Below are 18111 nucleotides of genomic sequence, written 5' to 3'. Positions count from 1 at the left end.
GTCCTCTAACGGCTGAGGTGCCATGCGCGTCATTCGAGGTCTGCACAATTTGAAAGCGGCTCATCGAGGCTGCGTTGCCACCATCGGTAATTTCGATGGTGTGCATCGCGGTCATCAAGCCATTCTGCAGCAGTGCCGTGAACATGCAGCACGCTGGAGTGTGCCGCTGACAGTGGTCGTTTTTGAGCCCCAGCCGCGGGAGTTTTTTGCCGGTGAGCAAGCGCCACCGCGGTTAACCCGGCTGCGCGAGAAGGTGCGGTTACTGCGCGATTTTGGCGCCGAGCAAGTGCTGGTTCTACCGTTTAACGATGCGCTGCGCAGCCTTACCGGTCGCGAGTTTATCGATCAGGTATTGATTGATGGGTTAGGCGTTAAGCACTTGGTGGTGGGCGATGATTTTCGCTTTGGCTGTGATCGCCGCGGTGATTTTGCGCTGCTGGCGGAGGTCGGGCTAGAGCAGGGCTTCGGCGTCGAGCACACCCGCACCTTTACCGTGGATGACGAGCGGGTTTCCAGTTCGCGGGTGCGTACGTTGCTGGCGAGCGGTAATTTTTCTGCCGCTGCGCGTTTGCTGGGCCGCGCCTATTCGTTACATGGCTGCGTGGTGCGTGACCAGCAGTTGGGGCGCACCATTGGTGTACCGACTGCCAATTTGCCGTTGATGCCTCAGCCGTTAACGTTGCGGGGGGTCTTCGCAGTAGCGGCTGAACTAGAAGATGGCCAGCGTTACCCGGCGGTGGCAAATGTGGGCTTCCGCCCCACGGTAGGGTCGAAACGGCCAACGCTGGAGGTGCACCTGCTGGATTTTTACGCTGACCTCTACGGCCAACGCATGACGGTGTTTCCCTGCGCACGCCTGCGGGGCGAAATGAAGTTTGACGGCCTTGAAGCGCTGAAAGCGCAAATTGAGCGTGACCAGGCCCGCGCTCGCCACTATTTTGCGGCGATGGAGGGTAAGCAAGACTACTCTCTTCCGCTGGCCTCGGCCCCTCTTGGGCGTGATACGATTTCTTATGATTCTTCTTCGGCGGATGACGCCGTCGATACTGACAACGGCTGACAGACCATGGATTACAAGCACACGCTGAATTTGCCTGAAACTGATTTCCCCATGCGCGGCATGCTACCGAAGCAGGAGCCAGGGCGGGTTTCCCAGTGGCAGGATATGAACATTTACCAGCGCCTGCGCGAAGCGCGCGCGGGTGCGCCGCTGTTTGTGCTGCACGATGGCCCTCCCTACGCCAACGGCAGTATTCATATTGGTCACGCCGTTAATAAAATCCTTAAAGATATTATCGTTAAGTCGAAGAATTTAGCCGGTTTTGATGCGCCTTATGTGCCTGGCTGGGACTGCCACGGCTTGCCCATCGAGCACAAAGTAGAAACGACTCACGGCAAGCACCTGGCACCGGAACACGCCCGTGAGCTTTGCCGCGAATACGCTGGTGCGCAAGTAGAAACACAGCTGGCCGACTTTGTTCGTTTGGGCATTATTGGCGACTGGGATCACCCGTACCGCACCATGGATTTCGCCAACGAAGCGGGCGAAATTCGTGCCCTGGCCGAAATGGTCGACGCGGGTTACGTATTTAAAGGCTTGAAGCCGGTCAACTGGTGCTTTGACTGTGGTTCGGCGCTGGCGGAAGCCGAAGTTGAGTACGCTGATAAAAAGTCCGACGCCATCGATGTCGCCTTCCCGGTAGATGATGCCGACAAGCTCGCCGCCGCCTTTGGTTTAAGTGAATTGGCCAAGCCTGCGGCAGTGGTTATCTGGACAACCACACCGTGGACAATTCCGGCCAACCAGGCGCTCAACGTTCACCCTGAGTTCACCTATGCGCTAGTCGATACTGGCGAGCGCTTGCTGCTGCTGGCAGAAGAGTTGGTGGAAAGCTGCTTAGAGCGCTTTGGCCTGCAAGGCGAGGTGATTGCTACCACTCAAGGCAAGAATCTTGACCTGATCAATTTCCGCCACCCGTTTTATGACCGGCTCTCGCCAGTCTATCTGGCAGAGTACGTCGAGTCAGAAGTGGGCAGCACCGGTATCGTTCACTCCGCACCCTCTTACGGCATGGATGACTTTATCACCTGCCGCGAGCATGGCATGGAGTTCGACGACATGCTCAACCCGGTGCAGGGCAACGGTGTTTACGTTGACGACCTGCCGTTCTTCGGCGGTCAGATGATTTGGAAAGCTAATCCCCATATCGTCGAAAAGCTGCGCGAAGTGGGGGCGCTGATGGCGCATATCCCGATCAAACATAGCTACATGCACTGCTGGCGCCACAAAACGCCGGTGATCTACCGTGCCACGGCGCAGTGGTTTGTGGGCATGGATATCAAAGGCAAAGACGGCAAAACCCTGCGTGAACGTGCCCTTGAAGGCATCGAAGCCACGGCGTTTACACCTGCCTGGGGCCAGGCGCGCTTACATAGTATGATCGCCAATCGTCCAGACTGGTGTATCTCCCGTCAGCGTAACTGGGGCGTGCCGATTCCGTTCTTCTTGCACAAGCAAACCGGTGAGCTGCACCCGCGCACCGTTGGGCTGATGGAAGAGGCGGCCAAGCGCGTTGAGCAGGAAGGCATCGACGCCTGGTTCAAACTCGACCCGGCAGAGCTGTTAGGCGCCGAAGCAGCGGATTACGACAAGGTCACCGACACCCTGGATGTCTGGTTCGACTCCGGCACTACCCACCGCCACGTGCTGCGCGGCTCGCACCCCCATGGCCACGAAAACGGCCCGCGGGCTGACCTGTACCTGGAAGGCTCTGATCAGCACCGTGGCTGGTTCCACTCGTCGCTGCTGACGGGGTCGGCGATTGACGGGCATCCGCCGTACCGGCAACTCCTGACCCACGGCTTTACCGTTGATTCTCAGGGCCGCAAGCAGTCCAAGTCGCTGGGCAACGTCGTTGCACCTCAGGAAGTGATGGACAAGCTGGGTGGCGATATTCTGCGCCTATGGGTCGCCTCCACCGATTACTCTGGCGAAATGGCCGTCTCGGACGAGATTTTGAAGCGCACCTCCGATGTGTATCGCCGGATTCGCAATACCGCGCGCTTCCTGCTTTCGAACCTTAACGGCTTTGATCCAGAGAAAAACCAGGTAGCGTTTGGCGATATGCTGGCGCTGGATCAGTGGGTGGTGGATCGCGCTCACCAACTACAGGCGCGGATCGAAAAAGCCTACGAAGAGTACCGCTTCCTGGATGTTTACCAACAGGTGCACGGTTTCTGTGCCCGGGAGCTGGGTGGCTTCTACTTAGATGTCATCAAGGATCGCCAGTACACCACGCAAACCGATTCCCTGGCGCGGCGCAGTGCGCAAACCGCGCTCTACCATGTGGTGGAAGCGCTGAGCCGTTGGATCGCACCGATCCTCTCCTTCACCGCTGAGGAGATTCACGAGAATATCCCCGGTAAGCGCGGCGACAGCGTGCTGCTGGAGACCTACTACACTGGCCTTGGCAGCCTGGACGACAACGCTGAGCTGGGTCGTGCCTTCTGGGAGCAGGTGCTGGAGGTCAAGCACTCAGTCAACAAGTGCCTGGAAGACGCCCGAAATGCCAAAGTCATTAAGGGTAGCCTGGCAGCTGAAGTCACCCTGTATGTCAGCGATGAGTTGCAGGCGACGTTGGCCAAACTGGGCGATGAACTGCGCTTTGTGATGCTGACCAGCGAAGTCACGCTGAAGCCCCTGACTGGTGCAGGCGATGCAGAAGCGACGGAGCTAGAGGGTCTTAAAGTCGCCGTCAAAGCCAGCGACAATACCAAGTGCGAGCGCTGCTGGCACCACCGCCCTGATGTTGGGACTCATGCTGGTCATCCGGATCTGTGTGGTCGCTGTATCAGCAACCTTCCCGAAGGCAGTGGCGAGATTCGTTACTATGCTTGATAACAACACGCCTAGTGATACCGATAAAAGCGTGCGGCCGAAAATGCAGCGGCCGCTGCGCTGGCTATGGCTGGCAGTGGCGGTGATTGCCTTGGATCTTGCCACCAAGTACATCGCCAGTAGCCAACTGGGGTATGCACAGCCGGTAGAGGTGCTGCCGTTCTTTAATTTGACTCTGTTGCACAATACCGGCGCGGCGTTCAGCTTTTTAGCCACGCATCCCGGCTGGCAGCGCTGGTTCTTCGCTTTGATTGCCGTAGGGGCCAGCGTGGCGCTGACGATGTGGCTTTCGCGGATTAAAAACGACGAAAAGCTATTGGCGATAGCGCTGCCGTTAATTATTGGCGGTGCGTTGGGAAATCTTTACGACCGCCTGGTGCATGGTTATGTGGTCGACTTTTTATCGTTTCACGTTGCCGGTTGGTACTACCCAGCGTTTAACGTGGCAGATATTGCGATTACCCTGGGCGCGGTCGCGTTAATCTGGGAATCCATTATGGGTGAGCGGCGGCGCAAAAAAGCAGCCAACGCTTCCCATTAATCGAACGTTGAGAACAACTGACTATTGAGAACTGCGATGAGCGACTACCAGATCGATGAAGGCATGGAAGTGACGCTGCACTTCACCTTAAAGCTGGAAGATGGCACTTTGGTGGACTCCACCAAAGATAAGGCGCCCGCCACCTTCGAGTTTGGTGATGGTAACCTGCCGCCTGGTTTTGAACATCCTATTAAAGGGTTGGCCGCGGGGCAGGAGGGGACGTTCCAGATAACCCCAGAGCATGCGTTCGGACAGCATAACCCGCAAAATATTCAGACCCTGAAGCGCGCCGATTTTGGCGATGAAGCGCCAGAAATTGGTATGGTGATGTCGTTTGCCGACAAAGCGGGAACGGAATTGCCAGGCGTGGTCAAAACCATTGACGGTGATCGCATTGAAGTGGACTTCAATCACCCGTTAGCAGGTCGCACGCTCACCTTTGAGGTGGAAGTGTTGGAGGTTAAGCCGGTGACCACTCACTAAGCTCAGCCTAGCATGCGTGGGCGGCGATCGAATTTACTAAGCAGATGCCTCGGGCATCAAGGCACTACTATGAATTTACCCAGTACTCAGTCAACAAGTACGCAGTCAGCAAACGCGCAGCAAGCACAGCCCATACAAATCAAACTAGCCAATCCGCGTGGTTTTTGTGCCGGCGTAGATCGCGCCATCGATATCGTTAATCGCGCGCTGGATGTATTTGGCCCGCCTATCTATGTGCGCCACGAGGTTGTCCACAACCGCTTTGTGGTCGAAACCCTGCGTGCCCGTGGGGCGGTGTTTGTTGAAGAGCTGGATGAAGTGCCGGACGATGTCATCGTTATCTTCTCCGCCCACGGCGTCTCCCGCGCGGTGCAAGCCGATGCTGAGCGGCGGGGGTTGAAGGTGTTCGATGCTACCTGCCCGCTGGTCACGAAAGTGCACCTGGAAGTATTGCGCTACGCCAAGCGTGGTCAGGAGTGCATTCTCATCGGCCATGAAGGCCACCCGGAAGTCGAAGGTACCATGGGGCGTTATGACACCTCACACGGCGGGCGTATCTACCTGGTAGAGGACGAAAAAGACGTTGCTAAGCTGGAGGTGAATGACCCCTCGAAGCTGGCCTTTGTAACCCAAACCACGCTGTCAATGGATGATACCGCCAAGGTGATCGATGCGCTGCGCGAGAAGTTTTCTGACATCCAGGGGCCGCGCAATGACGACATTTGCTACGCTACGCAGAACCGCCAAGATGCGGTGCGCGAGCTAGCCGCCCAGAGTGATTTATTACTCGTGGTAGGTAGCCCTAATAGCTCAAACTCTAACCGCTTGCGTGAGCTTTCTGAGCGTATGGGAACGCCTGCCTACTTGATCGATAACGCTGATCAAATCGATCCCCAGTGGCTTGAGAACGTAGCGCGTGTCGGGGTAACCGCTGGCGCCAGTGCCCCTGAAGTATTGGTAAAAGGTGTGATTGCCAAGCTGCAGACCATGGGCGCTGCATTACCTGAAGAGCTACAGGGCCGCGAAGAGACCATTACCTTCTCTATGCCGAAAGAGCTGCGTGAAAAGGTAATCGCCAGCAGCTGATCAGAGGTATTCGTAATGCAATGCGTATTGGTTTGCGACATACTGAAACAGTATGAGCCAACTAATACGGGAGCGAAGCCGCGTGTCTTACGTCTCTAATCTTTCCACTGGCCGTTCTTTACTGAATGGTCAGCGCGGCTTCACCCTCATTGAATTGATGATTGTGCTGGTGATCATCGGTATCGTCGCTTCTATTGCCTACCCCAGCTATACCCGCTACGTACAAAAATCAGTTCGAACCGACGCACATACAGGTCTAATGCGGGCTGCTTCAGAGCTTGAGCGCTGCAACACACGCACATACTCCTACGCCAATTGCGATAATGTGCCAACTACTTCGCCAGAAAAGCACTATACCATTGAGGTAGCTACCGGCGATCAAAATGGAGGTTATACGCTGAAGGCCACGACTAAGAGTGGTCAAGACGATGGTTGTGACGAGCCGTTGACTCTGGATGCGCAAGGGACGCAATCACCCGATGAGTGCTGGTAGGCTTATGCCTCAACGTGGCTTTACCTTGATTGAGCTGTTAGTCACGCTGGTTATAGTAACGATCGTTGCGACTATGGCGGTTCCCGCTTTTACGGGCTTTCTTGCCCGTCAGCAGCTAGCCAGCGACGTCAATGAAATGATCTCTGTTTTGAGCTTTGCTCGTAGCGAGGCGATAAAGCAACGCAGCGATATGACGGTCATCTTTTCACCACCTGATGCCTCCAATTCAAACCGCCGCCCTGAATCCTGTAGAAATAATGAAATCGAGGAAGATTTGGGGGAAAACAGTGAAGAGAGTATCCGTTACCGTTACTCGGGAGGCTGCTATTGGGTGGTGGAAAGCGGTGTAGGTAGTCAGATACTAAGAGTCGGGCAGTCCGCTAATATAGCCTCGCCGACCCAGGCGTTCTCGCTTACCTTTCAAAGTTTGGGCGACGCCGATATTGCCAACTGCCCTGGCTCACCCTGCGAAATGACGTTAAATACGACCGGGGAAAGTGCTTCAACTCCTTCTGTAACGCTTATGATTCGTGCAACGGGCAGCATTCGTAGGAAGGAGAGTGAGTCATGAACTCTCAGCGTGGCTTTAGCTTAATAGAAGCGCTAATCGCACTGGTGGTTCTCTCGATTGGCCTGATCGGCGTAGCCGCCATGCAGCTTAAAGCGCTGCAAAGTGCAAATGCTGGCTACCAGCGTTCGTTGGCTAGCGTGACGGCTGTGGATGCACAGGAACGGCTTTGGGCGCAGCTGGTGACACTAAACACTGGCGAAACCTGTGAAGATATCGACAGCTCAGCTGTTGAGGAAGAGTGGAAAGATGATTGGTTCACGGATAGCGACCAAAACCCGCTTCGCAATGCCAAAAAAGGCGAAAGCAGCATCGTCAGAGACAGCGGCGAAGATAAGTGCCGCTTTAATGTGATTCTGGTACTTGGCGATGACGAGAATGATGAGCTCGACTACACCTTCCGCCTCCCAAGGCTTGAGGTGCAATAATGCAACAGCGCCAAGGCGGGTTTACCCTAGTGGAGCTAATGGTCGCAATGGCCATCGGCACGGTGATTATTCTGGGGGCTGGCCAGCTTTTTTTAACGACCTTTCAAACGTTTCAAACCGTTGACAAGGTCAGTCGTAAGCAAGAGACCTTAATTTTTGCGGTAAGCACCCTGACTGAAGCAGGTCGCAAAGGAAAGATTGGCGACTACGCTATCATCTCAGATGAGCGAAGCTCTGAAAGCGGTACGCGTCATTACTGTGTTTTGCAGAATGAGGATAAAAGCCAGCCAATAGTTGATCTTGCCCAAGTTGATGAAGAGACAGCCTGTCCGACGCTTTCTGAAGCCAGTGGTGATGGTGTGTCTCATACAGTCACATTGCCCATTGGTGATTGCCGAGAAGGTGTGGATGCCACGTGCGATCAAATTACTTTTACCATCAGCGAGCGAAATAAAGCGATCTCACCAGAAGAGCCTACGTCATGAAACAGCAGCAAGGCGCAGCGTTAGTAATTGTTATGGCACTGCTCGCTGGCGCGCTAATGTTAGGCATGTCGGGTATGCAGAGTGCGTTGATTGATGAGCGGCTGGCGGGTAATTATCGTGCCTCTGTCCAGGCACAAATGACCGCAGAGAGCACGTCTTCATCGCTGGCTGATTTTCAGAATTCGGAGCGTCGCAATGAATATCTTTCTAGCCTATTCAATGATGATGAATTTGCTTCCATAGGCGACATCAAAAGCTTGCGCGGGCGAGAACTAGAGGAGTTGCTTGATGTGGATGCACTAGATGACTTTTTTAAACAGCTGCTTCCCAGCAACTATGAGGAGTTAAGCCAAGAGGAGCAAACCGAGGTGCGAAATGCGGTGATGAAAAATTTCGTATTGGAGTTTGAACGCTTAGAAAAAGACAAAATTGCCATTAGTGCGAAGGACGATGGCTTGAGACGAAGTGCGCGAGGTCAGTCGAGGCTGATTTATGCCTTCGGTGAGGGTAACAGCGGAAGTCCGGCACCTTTCCAACATCCGATAGTGGGTTGTGAAGGGGTGTCTTCAGGCGGAGGCTCGACTATCAGCAGTTATCGTTCAAGCGAAGGCGATTGGAGTGGGCAGCCAGGCAGTTTTTCTGAGAACGATATCCCTCTTCTTCGCACCACCTCCGATAGCGCGAACGTGGTACTTGGTGGTAATGAAAAGATTCATGGCGGCATAGAAGCCCTTGGCTCCGTTACTCTCAGCGGCTCTTCACAAGTATTTGGTAGCATAATGGCTAACCGTACAATATATCTGAATGCTGGCGGGGGACGCGTACGTGGTGACGCCGAGAGCCTTGGCGATGTCATATTTGGCAGTAGTACACGAGTAGACGGCACCGTAAGGGCCATGGGGGATGTGCGTTTGAGTAACTGGTCAGCCAGCGTAGGTGAGGGCATCTACGCAGGGGGAGAAATCATTTCTCAACGGATCCCTGCCTCTGATCACATAGATGACATTAATAGAGCTAATTTCTCTCAACGTAGCGATGTAACTCTAAATAGAGCTGAAGAACAGCCTTGTGATACAGCCGACTTTGCTGGGAACTCATTGAATGAAGAAATTTCTCGCTATCAAGAAACGCTTACTTCACTTGGAGATATAACGGTGGGCGCTTACCCTAATGTGGAGTGGCGATTTACCCCAGAGAAAATGGAGCGCTATGACCAAACTTGGAACGTTAATCGCTGGATTAACCATGCATCACCCGAGCTAAATACACTTTTTGGCGAGCAAGCTTCTATCTACCGAACAAATAACCTGACGCTAACTAGCTCCCCGTCTTTGAGGGTCAGTGGCGGTGACGTGGTTATTGTAGTGGATGGGAACTTTACGATGGGAGGAGGTGGGCCAGGGTTGGTTATTGATGCCGACAGCAGCTTGACGGTCTTTGTCGCGGGCAAAACGGATTTCGGGAGCGTACTGAATATGCCCGAGGCAAATTCGGTTAACAGCAATGGCAAGGCAACGTTTTCGCTGTTTTCAGGCTACACAGGTTCAGACTCCGGGGTGAGTTTCAGCTCAAGTAATCGGGTGGTTGCAAATGTGTATGCTCCGTACGCAAATGTTTCGGTTAATTCTGGTTCGGGCTTTTTTGGTAGTGTAAAGGGGCGGAGTGTCAGTGTGAGCGGTAGCGGTAGTATCGTTTACGATGAAATACTTGCGGGGGCTTTTGGAGAGCCATCAAATGGCACGCCGGGTAGTGGGGGCGTTAGTGGCTGGCGTCTCGTAGGATGGCAATGATGCCATTCGCTATGCTGCGCGTTATGATAGTCCTACTTGCCTAAGAGCCTGAAAACTAAGAGTCTGAAAAACATGAGTCAAACCGCCAAAACCCGCGTTCTCACCGGTATCAACACCACCGGCACGCCCCATTTGGGCAACTACGTTGGAGCTATCAAGCCCGCCATTGAGGCAAGCCAGGATTCCAACGTGCAGTCGTTCTATTTTCTGGCCGACTATCACTCCCTGATCAAGTGCCAAGATCCCAAGCGTGTGCAGCAGTCTCGCCTGGAGATTGCTGCGACTTGGCTTGCGCTAGGGTTAGATACTGATAATGCGATTTTCTACCGCCAGTCGGATATTCAAGAGATTCCTGAGCTGATGTGGATGCTCTCCTGCGTTTGTGCCAAAGGCCTGATGAATCGAGCCCATGCCTACAAAGCAGCGGTGGCAGAGAACGAAGAGGCGGAAAACCAGGATCCTGATAAAGGTATCACCATGGGGCTGTTTGGTTACCCCGTGCTGATGGCGGCCGACATCCTAATGTTTAACGCCAATAAAGTACCGGTCGGGCGTGACCAGATTCAGCATATCGAAATGGCCCGCGATATCGCCGGGCGTTTTAACCACCTCTACAAAGGCCAGCACTTCACTCTCCCTGAAGCTGTGGTAGACGATAAAGTACAGCTGCTGAATGGCTTGGATGGGCGCAAGATGTCCAAAAGCTACGACAATACCATTCCACTGTTTGTGAGCGAGAAGAAGCTGCAAAAGCTGGTGCGCAAGATTAAGACCAACTCGTTGGAACCCGGTGAGCCCAAGGATCCTGACACCTGCACGCTGTACCAGATCTATTCAGCCTTTGCGACAGCGGAAGAGACCGCCAGCCTGCGTGAGCAGTACGCGAACGGTATTGGTTGGGGTGCAGCTAAGGATCAAGTGTTTGAGTACTTGAACGCCCACTTGAGCGCGCCGCGTGAACACTATAACGCACTAATGGAAGACCCCGCTCATATTGAGGCGGTACTGCAGAAAGGCGCTGAGCGTGCCCGTGAAGAAGCCGCTGTAACGATGGATCGTTTACGTGCGGCTGTTGGCTTGGGACGGTTTGTTTGATATTCCATAAAGACATAAGAACCTTTCAACTAAGAATTTCCCGCACTCTACAGCTATCGTTAGGCTTATAACTATTGTCCATGTCTTCCAAAAGCGCCTGTTTGTTAACAGGCGCTTTTGGTGCTGCTAAAGGTGAATGTATGTCTACAACGACGGTTGCTGCGCCGCAGAGTTATCGCGTGCCGCTGATCGCTACGGCGGCGATTGTGTTAGGCGCGCTGCTTATTGGGGTTGTCTTTGACGCCAATATTGGTCTGCTGATGATTGTCGGTGGGCTGTTTGGCATGGTGCTGTATCACGCGGCGTTTGGTTTTACCTCAGCGTGGCGGGTGTTTATTACTGAGCGGCGGGGGCGTGGCCTGCGCGCGCAGATGGTGATGCTGGCCATCGCCGTGGTGCTGTTTTTCCCTGCCCTGGGGGCGGGCACGCTGTTTGGTAACGAGGTGTCAGGCTTTGTGGCGCCGATTGGTATCTCAGTGCTGGTGGGGGCATTCCTGTTCGGTGTGGGCATGCAGCTGGGCGGCGGCTGTGCCTCTGGCACGCTGTTTACCGCGGGTGGCGGTAACGCGCGTATGTTGATTACGCTGGTGTTCTTTATTGTCGGCTCGGTGATTGGCTCCGCGCACTTTGCCTGGTGGCAGAGCTTGCCTGCCTTTCAGCCGGTATCGCTGGTTAACGTCGCCGGGGTTAGTGGGGGGATCGCCATTAGCCTGGTGCTGTTTGCTGCTATTGCGGCGTTTACCTGGGTGATGGAGAAACGTCGTCACGGTCAATTAGAGCAGGCGCCCATGGTCGATAAGCATGGCTATGAGCGCTGGCTGACGGGGCCTTGGCCGCTAGTGGCGGGCGCGGTGGCGCTGGCGCTGCTCAACTTTGCCACTTTGGCACTGGCAGGTCGCCCGTGGGGAATTACCTCTGCGTTTGCACTGTGGGGCGCTAAAGGCTTTGAGCTGGTGGGAGGCGATGTCAGCCAGTGGGGGTATTGGCAGTCCCCAGGTAACGCAGCGGCTCTTGAGGCCAGCGTATGGAGCGATATCACTACGGTAATGAACGTCGGCATTATGCTGGGCGCGCTGGCTGCCGCCAGCTTGGCGGGGCGCTTTGCACCTAACTTCAAAATCCCTTTGAAATCTATCTTGGCCGCGGTCATCGGCGGCATCTTGCTAGGTTACGGCGCGCGGCTGGCGTATGGCTGCAACATTGGCGCTTACTTCAGCGGTATTGCGTCTGGCAGCCTGCACGGCTGGGTATGGCTGGTAGCGGCATTTGCGGGCAACATGGTTGGCGTTAAGTTGCGGCCATTCTTCTTCGCTGGCGTAGAGGGGCGCAAACCCACCGCTAAAACGTGCTAACACATCATTAATAGCATTGTTTGCAGAGTAGCGAATAGCGTCATTACGCCTCGGTTTAGTCGCCCTAAATCGAGGCGTTTTTATATCTTCATGGTCGCTCTCTTCCACCTTTGTCGCAGGACCATGTTACATTACGCTCAAACGCCGCGAACGCCCGATGTTGCTGCATTGCAGCAGTGATTGACATAAAAAAGAGAGTGCTTATGACTACCCAGAGTAGACGCCCCCTATACCTTCCTTACGCCGGTCCTTCTTTGCTCGAAATGCCGCTATTGAACAAAGGCAGCGCGTTTACTCAGGAGGAACGCTTGGCGTTCAACCTGATTGGTTTGCTACCTCAAAAGGTGGAAACCATTGAGGATCAGCTTGAGCGGGTCTATCGCCAGTACCAGCAGTGCCATAGTGATCTTGAAAAGCATATTCATCTGCGCGCTATTCAAGACGACAACGAAACGCTCTACTTCCGCTTGGTCTCCCAGCATCTTGAAGAGATGCTGCCGATTATTTATACCCCCACGGTGGGGCAGGCGTGTCAGGAGTTCTCCAACATTTACCGTAATCACCGCGGCCTGTTTATTAGCTACCCTGACCGCGAACATATGGATGACATTCTGCGCAGCGCCACCAAAGATAACGTTAAAGTCATCGTGGTGACGGACGGTGAGCGTATTCTTGGCCTTGGCGACCAGGGGATCGGGGGTATGGGCATCCCGATTGGTAAATTGGCGCTATATACCGCTTGTGGCGGTATTAGCCCAGCCTACACGCTGCCGATCATGATTGATGTGGGCACTAATAACAAAGCGCTGCTGGATGACCCCATGTACATGGGCTGGCGCCACGAGCGGGTAGGCCAGGAAGAGTACGATGCCTTCATGGCGGAATTTATTTCTGCTGTGAAGCGTCGCTGGCCGAACGTGCTGTTGCAGTTTGAGGATTTTGCCCAGGCCAATGCGGTACCGCTGTTAGAGCGCTATCGCAACGAGCTTTGCTGCTTCAATGACGATGTGCAGGGCACCGCTTCTGTGGTAGTCGGCACCTTGATGGCCGCTTGTCAGGCCCGGGAAGAGACCATTGCCCAGCAGCGGGTAGTGTTTGTGGGTGGCGGTTCGGCGGGTTGTGGAATCGCCGAACAGGTGGTCGTAGCGATGGAAGCGGAGGGCTTGACCGAAAGCGAAGCGCGGTCGCGTATTTACATTGTCGATCGCGACGGCTTGATGACCAGCGATCAAGCGTGGCAGCGCGACTTCCAGCGCCGGTTAGCCCACGACCCTTCGCTAGTGGTAGGGTGGAATGGCCAGGGCCTGGAAGAGACGATCGCGCAAATCAAACCCACTGTAATGATCGGCGTCTGTGGTCAGCGCGGTATCTTCACCGAGCAGGTGGTTCGCACCATGCACGCGGGCTGTGAGCACCCTGTCATCATGCCGCTCTCTAACCCCACTTCCCAGGCAGAGGCGGTGCCAGAGGATGTTATTCGCTGGACCGATGGCCAGGCGTTAGTGGCTACGGGAAGTCCTTTCGCACCGGTGGTTTACAATGGCCGCACTTATCCGATTGCCCAGTGCAACAATGCTTATATCTTCCCAGGCATTGGGTTGGGCGTGATTGCCGCTAGTGCCAGCCGCGTCACCGACGAGATGCTGATGAGTGCCTCGCGGGCGCTGGCCCGTGAAGCGCCGCTGGTGAAAGAGGGCAAGGGCGCTTTGCTACCGCCGCTATCGCGTATTCGCGATATCAGCAAGTCGATTGCCTTTGAAGTGGCAGCCCAGGCACAGCAGAACGGCGTGGCGTTAAAAACCAGTGGCACAACGCTGAGGGAGCTGATCGAAAAAGCATCCTGGTCGCCGGATTACCGCACCTATCGTCGCCGCGCTTTTTAAGCATTGGGCTAAAAAAAGCCCCCACCGAGGTGGGGGCATGCAAGCATTGGTAGGTTTTACCCTTTAGGCTGCGCCGATCATCTTGCGCAACACGTAGTGAAGGATACCACCGTGACGGTAGTAAGCCAGCTCGTTTACCGTATCAATTCGGCACTTGGCATCAACGCTACGTTCCCCGTCGGCATTTTTGATCACGATTTTGACGTTGCCACCTGGCGTCAGGTCGCTTAAACCGGCAATCGAAATCTCCTCATCGCCGGTTAATCCCAACGTTTGACGGCTTTCGCCTTCGGCAAACTGCAGCGGTACAACGCCCATGCCGATCAGGTTAGAGCGGTGAATACGCTCGAAGGATTCGGCAATCACGGCGCGCACGCCCAGCAAGCGGGTACCTTTGGCCGCCCAATCACGCGAGGAGCCGGTGCCGTACTCTTTACCGGCGATGACTACCAGCGGTTTGCCTTCCTCTTTGTACTTCATGGCCGCATCGTAAATAGCCATCTGCTCGCCGCTGGGTACGTGGCGTGTCTCACCGCCGACCACGCCGTCGAGCATCTCGTTTTTGATCCGCACGTTGGCGAAGGTGCCGCGCATCATGACTTCATGGTTACCCCGGCGTGAGCCGTAGGAGTTGAAGTCCACCGGCTTGACGCCGTGCTCCTGTAGATAACGCCCGGCGGGGCTGTCAGGCTTGATGGCACCGGCAGGGGAGATATGGTCGGTGGTCACCGAATCCCCCAGCATGGCGAGCACGCGGGCACTGTGCACATCTTCGATGGCGTCCGGCTCCCGGCCCATGCCTTCAAAGAAGGGCGGGTGCTGAATGTAGGTGGATTCAGGCCACTGGTACACTTTGCTTTCTGACACGTCGATGGCTTTCCAGACGTCATCACCCTCAAACACTGCGCCGTACTCTTTACGGAACATCGCGGTGTTGACCTGCTCGACGGCGCTGGCAATTTCGGCCTGACTGGGCCAGATATCTTTGAGGTAGACCGGCTCGCCGTTACTGTCTTTGCCCAGTGGTTCCTGGGTAAGGTCAAGCTGGACATTACCGGCCAGGGCGTAAGCCACCACCAGGGGCGGTGAAGCCAGCCAGTTGGTTTTGACCAGGGGGTGTACGCGGCCTTCAAAGTTACGGTTACCGGAGAGCACAGAGGCCACGGCGAGGTCGCCGCTGTTGATCGCTTTTTCGATCTCATCGGGCAGCGGGCCGGAGTTACCGATACAGGTGGTGCAGCCGTAGCCGACCAGGTTGAAGCCCAGTGCATCCAAGTCGTCGTTTAATTCAGCGGCTTCCAGATAATCGGTGACCACTTTGGAACCCGGTGCTAAGGAGGTTTTCACCCAGGGCTTAGTGGTTAACCCCTTTTCACGCGCTTTACGCGCCAGCAACCCGGCGGCCATCATTACGCTGGGGTTAGAGGTGTTGGTGCACGAGGTAATCGCTGCAATCACCACCGCGCCGGGGTCAAGGCTGAAGTCCTGGTCATCAAGCTTCACGGCCTGGCTGGTGTCATGTTCGAAGCTGCGCGCCACGCCCACGGCGGTTTGGCCGCCTTCAGAGGAGAGTTTCCCCTTGGCGCTGGCATCCGCGTTGACGTCTTCCTGCATGAACTTGTCAAAGGCCGCCGCCATGTCTTTCAGCGCCACGCGATCCTGGGGGCGTTTGGGGCCGGCAAGGCTGGCCTCTACCTCGGTCATGTCCAGTTCCAGGGCGTCGGTAAAGATCGGCTCATCACTGGGTTCACGCCACAGCCCTTGGGCTTTGCTATAGGCTTCCACCAGCGCGACTTGCTCGTCCTCACGCCCGGTTAGGCGCATATAGTTCAGCGTTTCTTCATCTACCGGGAAAAAGCCGCAGGTAGCGCCATATTCAGGCGCCATATTGGCGATCGTGGCGCGATCCGCCAGCGGCAGGTCTTTCAAACCGTCGCCGTAGAACTCGACAAACTTACCCACTACGCCTTTTTTACGCAGCATCTCGGTAACGGTAAGTACTAGATCCGTGGCGGTAATACCTTCGCGTAGCTTGCCGGTTAGTTTAAAGCCAATCACTTCGGGGATTAGCATTGAAACCGGCTGGCCGAGCATGGCCGCTTCGGCTTCGATGCCGCCCACGCCCCAGCCCAGTACGCCCAGGCCGTTGATCATGGTGGTGTGTGAGTCAGTGCCAACGAGGGTGTCGGGGTAGGCAAAGGTCTTACCGTCTTCATCCTTCGTCCATACCGTTCTGCCCAGGTACTCCAGGTTGACCTGATGGCAAATACCGGTGCCAGGGGGTACCACGCTAAAGTTATCAAACGCCTGTTGACCCCAGCGCAGAAACTCATAGCGCTCGCGGTTGCGCTGCATTTCGATATCGACGTTCTGTTGGAATGCCGCCGGGTTGCCGAACTTATCGACCATTACCGAGTGGTCAATCACCAGATCAACGGGGGAGAGCGGATTGATCTTCGCCGGGTCTTCGCCGAGGCTTTCGACCGCGGCGCGCATGGAGGCTAAATCCACCACGCCGGGCACGCCGGTAAAGTCCTGCATGAGTACCCGTGCCGGGCGATAGCCGATTTCACGGCTGGATTTGCCCTCGGCCTGCCAGTCGACCAGGGCCTGCAGATCTTCTTGATCTACGCTTTCGTCATCGGCGAAGCGCAGCTGGTTTTCGAGTAGAATCTTGAGCGTCTTGGGAAGGCGGTCAATGCTGCCCAGGGTCTCGGCCGCTTGAGGCAGGCTGTAGTAGTGATAGGTTTTACTGCCAACCTCTAGGGTGCTTTGCGTATCGGGTATCTTGCTCATATGTCTCTCCTCTGGTTGCTGAGCGCTGGTCTCGGCGTGACGGTCACGATCTTCCTTTAGTATGAGTTACCCCCAGTATGGCGTTTATTTAGTAATAACACATGGGTGTTTGATGAGGGTCTTTCAAGGTTTCTTCACCTAATAGCGTAGACGAAACCTTGCAATCGCTTGTACTTGGCGCCATTTCAGGCAGACTCTTTGCCAAATCACGGCTATCGACAAAGCTATCAGTCAGATATTTACAAGGTGGTGTCATGGAAACTCGTCATGAGCGTTTGATTATTCTTGGATCCGGCCCCGCGGGCTATACGGCGGCGGTGTACGCCGCACGGGCCAACCTGAAGCCGCTACTGATTACCGGTATTCAGGCGGGTGGCCAACTGACCACCACAACCGATGTGGATAACTGGCCAGGTGACGCGCAAGGCGTCCAGGGGCCGGAGTTGATGGAGCGCATGAAACAGCACGCCGAGCGTTTCAATACCGAAGTGCTGTTTGACCACATTAACGAGGTTAGCTTAGGCGAAAAACCCTTCACTTTAAAAGGCGATGGCGGCATTTATACCTGCGATGCGCTGATTGTGGCTACCGGCGCCAGTGCGCGTTACCTGGGGCTGCCTACTGAGCAGCAGTTTATGGGCCAAGGGGTATCGGCCTGCGCTACCTGCGACGGGTTTTTCTACCGCAATCAGGAAGTTATTGTGGTGGGCGGCGGTAATACCGCCGTGGAAGAGGCGCTCTATCTCTCTAACATCGCCTCCAAGGTGACCCTGGTACACCGCCGTGACACGCTGCGGGCGGAAAAAATCCTCCAGGATAAGCTATTCGAGAAAGTCGAGGCGGGCAAAATCGCCCTTGAGTGGTTCCAGGAAGTCGAAGAAGTGCTCGGCGATAACTCCGGCGTTACGGGCGTGCGGGTTAAATCCACTAAAGATGGTTCCAGCAAAGAGATCCATGCGCCTGGGCTGTTTATTGCCATTGGTCATAGTCCCAACACGGGAATCTTTGCTGGCCAGTTGGACATGAACGGCGGCTATATCAAAGTGCACTCCGGCCTTGAAGGCAATGCAACCGCCACCAGCGTCCCCGGCGTTTTTGCCTGCGGCGATGTGATGGATCACATCTATCGGCAGGCGATTACCTCGGCGGGCAGCGGCTGCATGGCAGCGCTGGATGCTGAGCGCTATTTAGACGGTATTGCCGGGTAAACATT

General features: G+C 55.2%; 15 protein-coding genes. 14 read left to right on the top strand and 1 reads right to left on the bottom strand.

The annotated features are described in order from the left end of the window. The first annotated feature begins 22 nt into the window (after positions 1–22). The 13 genes from ribF (at position 23) to JI62_RS22250 (ending at position 14102) form a co-directional block, all read left to right on the top strand. Entirely contained in the window at positions 23–1060 is a 1038-nt protein-coding gene (gene ribF, locus JI62_RS22310) for a bifunctional riboflavin kinase/FAD synthetase (protein WP_088702256.1), read from the top strand. Positions 1061–1066: 6 nt separating this feature from the next. After that, positions 1067–3898, top strand: coding sequence for an isoleucine--tRNA ligase (gene ileS, locus JI62_RS22305; RefSeq protein WP_088702255.1), 2832 nt, complete (start codon positions 1067–1069; stop codon positions 3896–3898). Then, positions 3891–4439 carry a signal peptidase II gene (gene lspA / locus JI62_RS22300; protein ID WP_240513336.1) on the top strand — a complete coding sequence of 183 codons (549 nt, stop codon included), beginning with the start codon at positions 3891–3893 and terminating at the stop codon, positions 4437–4439. The genes ileS and lspA overlap by 8 nt, the downstream gene beginning before the upstream one ends. Before the next feature lie 36 nt (positions 4440–4475). Beyond that, a complete protein-coding gene (gene fkpB, locus JI62_RS22295) occupies positions 4476–4922 on the top strand; it encodes an FKBP-type peptidyl-prolyl cis-trans isomerase (RefSeq protein WP_088702254.1) in 447 nt (148 codons plus the stop codon). A 69-nt stretch (positions 4923–4991) separates the two neighbouring features. Then, positions 4992–6008 carry a 4-hydroxy-3-methylbut-2-enyl diphosphate reductase gene (ispH, locus tag JI62_RS22290; RefSeq protein WP_088702253.1) on the top strand — a complete coding sequence of 339 codons (1017 nt, stop codon included), beginning with the start codon at positions 4992–4994 and terminating at the stop codon, positions 6006–6008. A gap of 82 nt (positions 6009–6090) precedes the next feature. After that, on the top strand, positions 6091–6501 hold the full coding sequence (locus tag JI62_RS22285; protein ID WP_240513335.1) for a type IV pilin protein: 411 nt from the start codon (positions 6091–6093) through the stop codon (positions 6499–6501). Between the two features lie 4 nt (positions 6502–6505). Continuing rightward, entirely contained in the window at positions 6506–7072 is a 567-nt protein-coding gene (locus tag JI62_RS22280) for a GspH/FimT family pseudopilin (protein ID WP_240513334.1), read from the top strand. After that, the gene (pilV, locus tag JI62_RS22275; RefSeq protein WP_088702250.1) at positions 7069–7497 is read left to right on the top strand and encodes a type IV pilus modification protein PilV; all 429 of its coding nucleotides are present in this window, start codon (positions 7069–7071) and stop codon (positions 7495–7497) included. Before JI62_RS22280 ends, pilV begins: the two co-directional genes overlap by 4 nt. Next, positions 7497–7982, top strand: coding sequence for a PilW family protein (locus JI62_RS22270; protein ID WP_088702249.1), 486 nt, complete (start codon positions 7497–7499; stop codon positions 7980–7982). The genes pilV and JI62_RS22270 overlap by 1 nt, the downstream gene beginning before the upstream one ends. Beyond that, positions 7979–9772, top strand: coding sequence for a DUF7305 domain-containing protein (locus JI62_RS22265; protein WP_088702248.1), 1794 nt, complete (start codon positions 7979–7981; stop codon positions 9770–9772). Before JI62_RS22270 ends, JI62_RS22265 begins: the two co-directional genes overlap by 4 nt. A 72-nt stretch (positions 9773–9844) precedes the next feature. Continuing rightward, positions 9845–10867: a tryptophan--tRNA ligase gene (locus JI62_RS22260; RefSeq protein WP_088702247.1), complete on the top strand. Its 1023-nt coding sequence runs from the start codon at positions 9845–9847 to the stop codon at positions 10865–10867. A gap of 140 nt (positions 10868–11007) precedes the next feature. After that, the gene (locus tag JI62_RS22255; RefSeq protein ID WP_088702246.1) at positions 11008–12219 is read left to right on the top strand and encodes a YeeE/YedE family protein; all 1212 of its coding nucleotides are present in this window, start codon (positions 11008–11010) and stop codon (positions 12217–12219) included. A gap of 203 nt (positions 12220–12422) precedes the next feature. Beyond that, entirely contained in the window at positions 12423–14102 is a 1680-nt protein-coding gene (locus tag JI62_RS22250; protein ID WP_088702245.1) for an NAD-dependent malic enzyme, read from the top strand. Between the two features lie 63 nt (positions 14103–14165). Here the strand turns inward: JI62_RS22250 and acnA are convergent, their stop codons facing one another. After that, positions 14166–16898 carry an aconitate hydratase AcnA gene (acnA, locus tag JI62_RS22245; protein ID WP_088702244.1) on the bottom strand — a complete coding sequence of 911 codons (2733 nt, stop codon included), beginning with the start codon at positions 16896–16898 and terminating at the stop codon, positions 14166–14168. 254 nt (positions 16899–17152) lie between these two features. On the opposite strand from acnA, the gene trxB reads away from it, so the two are divergent. Then, on the top strand, positions 17153–18106 hold the full coding sequence (gene trxB, locus JI62_RS22240; RefSeq protein ID WP_088702243.1) for a thioredoxin-disulfide reductase: 954 nt from the start codon (positions 17153–17155) through the stop codon (positions 18104–18106). The last annotated feature ends 5 nt before the right edge of the window (positions 18107–18111 follow it).

It is taken from the genome of Halomonas campaniensis, from assembly GCF_002211105.1.
GTDB classification, from domain to species: Bacteria; Pseudomonadota; Gammaproteobacteria; order Pseudomonadales; family Halomonadaceae; genus Vreelandella; species Vreelandella campaniensis_A.
The sequence above is the reverse complement of the archived record's forward strand: the minus strand, read 5'-3'. Positions and strand labels throughout refer to the sequence as shown.

What these genes read in the sequence shown, in the direction of transcription:
- ribF (WP_088702256.1), top strand. Translation starts at nt 23, where the DNA reads ATGCGCGTCATTCGAGGTCTGCACAATTTGAAAGCGGCTCATCGAGGC.
- ileS (WP_088702255.1), top strand. Translation starts at nt 1,067, where the DNA reads ATGGATTACAAGCACACGCTGAATTTGCCTGAAACTGATTTCCCCATG.
- lspA (WP_240513336.1), top strand. Translation starts at nt 3,891, where the DNA reads ATGCTTGATAACAACACGCCTAGTGATACCGATAAAAGCGTGCGGCCG.
- fkpB (WP_088702254.1), top strand. Translation starts at nt 4,476, where the DNA reads ATGAGCGACTACCAGATCGATGAAGGCATGGAAGTGACGCTGCACTTC.
- ispH (WP_088702253.1), top strand. Translation starts at nt 4,992, where the DNA reads ATGAATTTACCCAGTACTCAGTCAACAAGTACGCAGTCAGCAAACGCG.
- JI62_RS22280 (WP_240513334.1), top strand. Translation starts at nt 6,506, where the DNA reads ATGCCTCAACGTGGCTTTACCTTGATTGAGCTGTTAGTCACGCTGGTT.
- pilV (WP_088702250.1), top strand. Translation starts at nt 7,069, where the DNA reads ATGAACTCTCAGCGTGGCTTTAGCTTAATAGAAGCGCTAATCGCACTG.
- JI62_RS22270 (WP_088702249.1), top strand. Translation starts at nt 7,497, where the DNA reads ATGCAACAGCGCCAAGGCGGGTTTACCCTAGTGGAGCTAATGGTCGCA.
- JI62_RS22265 (WP_088702248.1), top strand. Translation starts at nt 7,979, where the DNA reads ATGAAACAGCAGCAAGGCGCAGCGTTAGTAATTGTTATGGCACTGCTC.
- JI62_RS22260 (WP_088702247.1), top strand. Translation starts at nt 9,845, where the DNA reads ATGAGTCAAACCGCCAAAACCCGCGTTCTCACCGGTATCAACACCACC.
- JI62_RS22255 (WP_088702246.1), top strand. Translation starts at nt 11,008, where the DNA reads ATGTCTACAACGACGGTTGCTGCGCCGCAGAGTTATCGCGTGCCGCTG.
- JI62_RS22250 (WP_088702245.1), top strand. Translation starts at nt 12,423, where the DNA reads ATGACTACCCAGAGTAGACGCCCCCTATACCTTCCTTACGCCGGTCCT.
- acnA (WP_088702244.1), bottom strand. Translation starts at nt 16,898, where the DNA reads ATGAGCAAGATACCCGATACGCAAAGCACCCTAGAGGTTGGCAGTAAA.
- trxB (WP_088702243.1), top strand. Translation starts at nt 17,153, where the DNA reads ATGGAAACTCGTCATGAGCGTTTGATTATTCTTGGATCCGGCCCCGCG.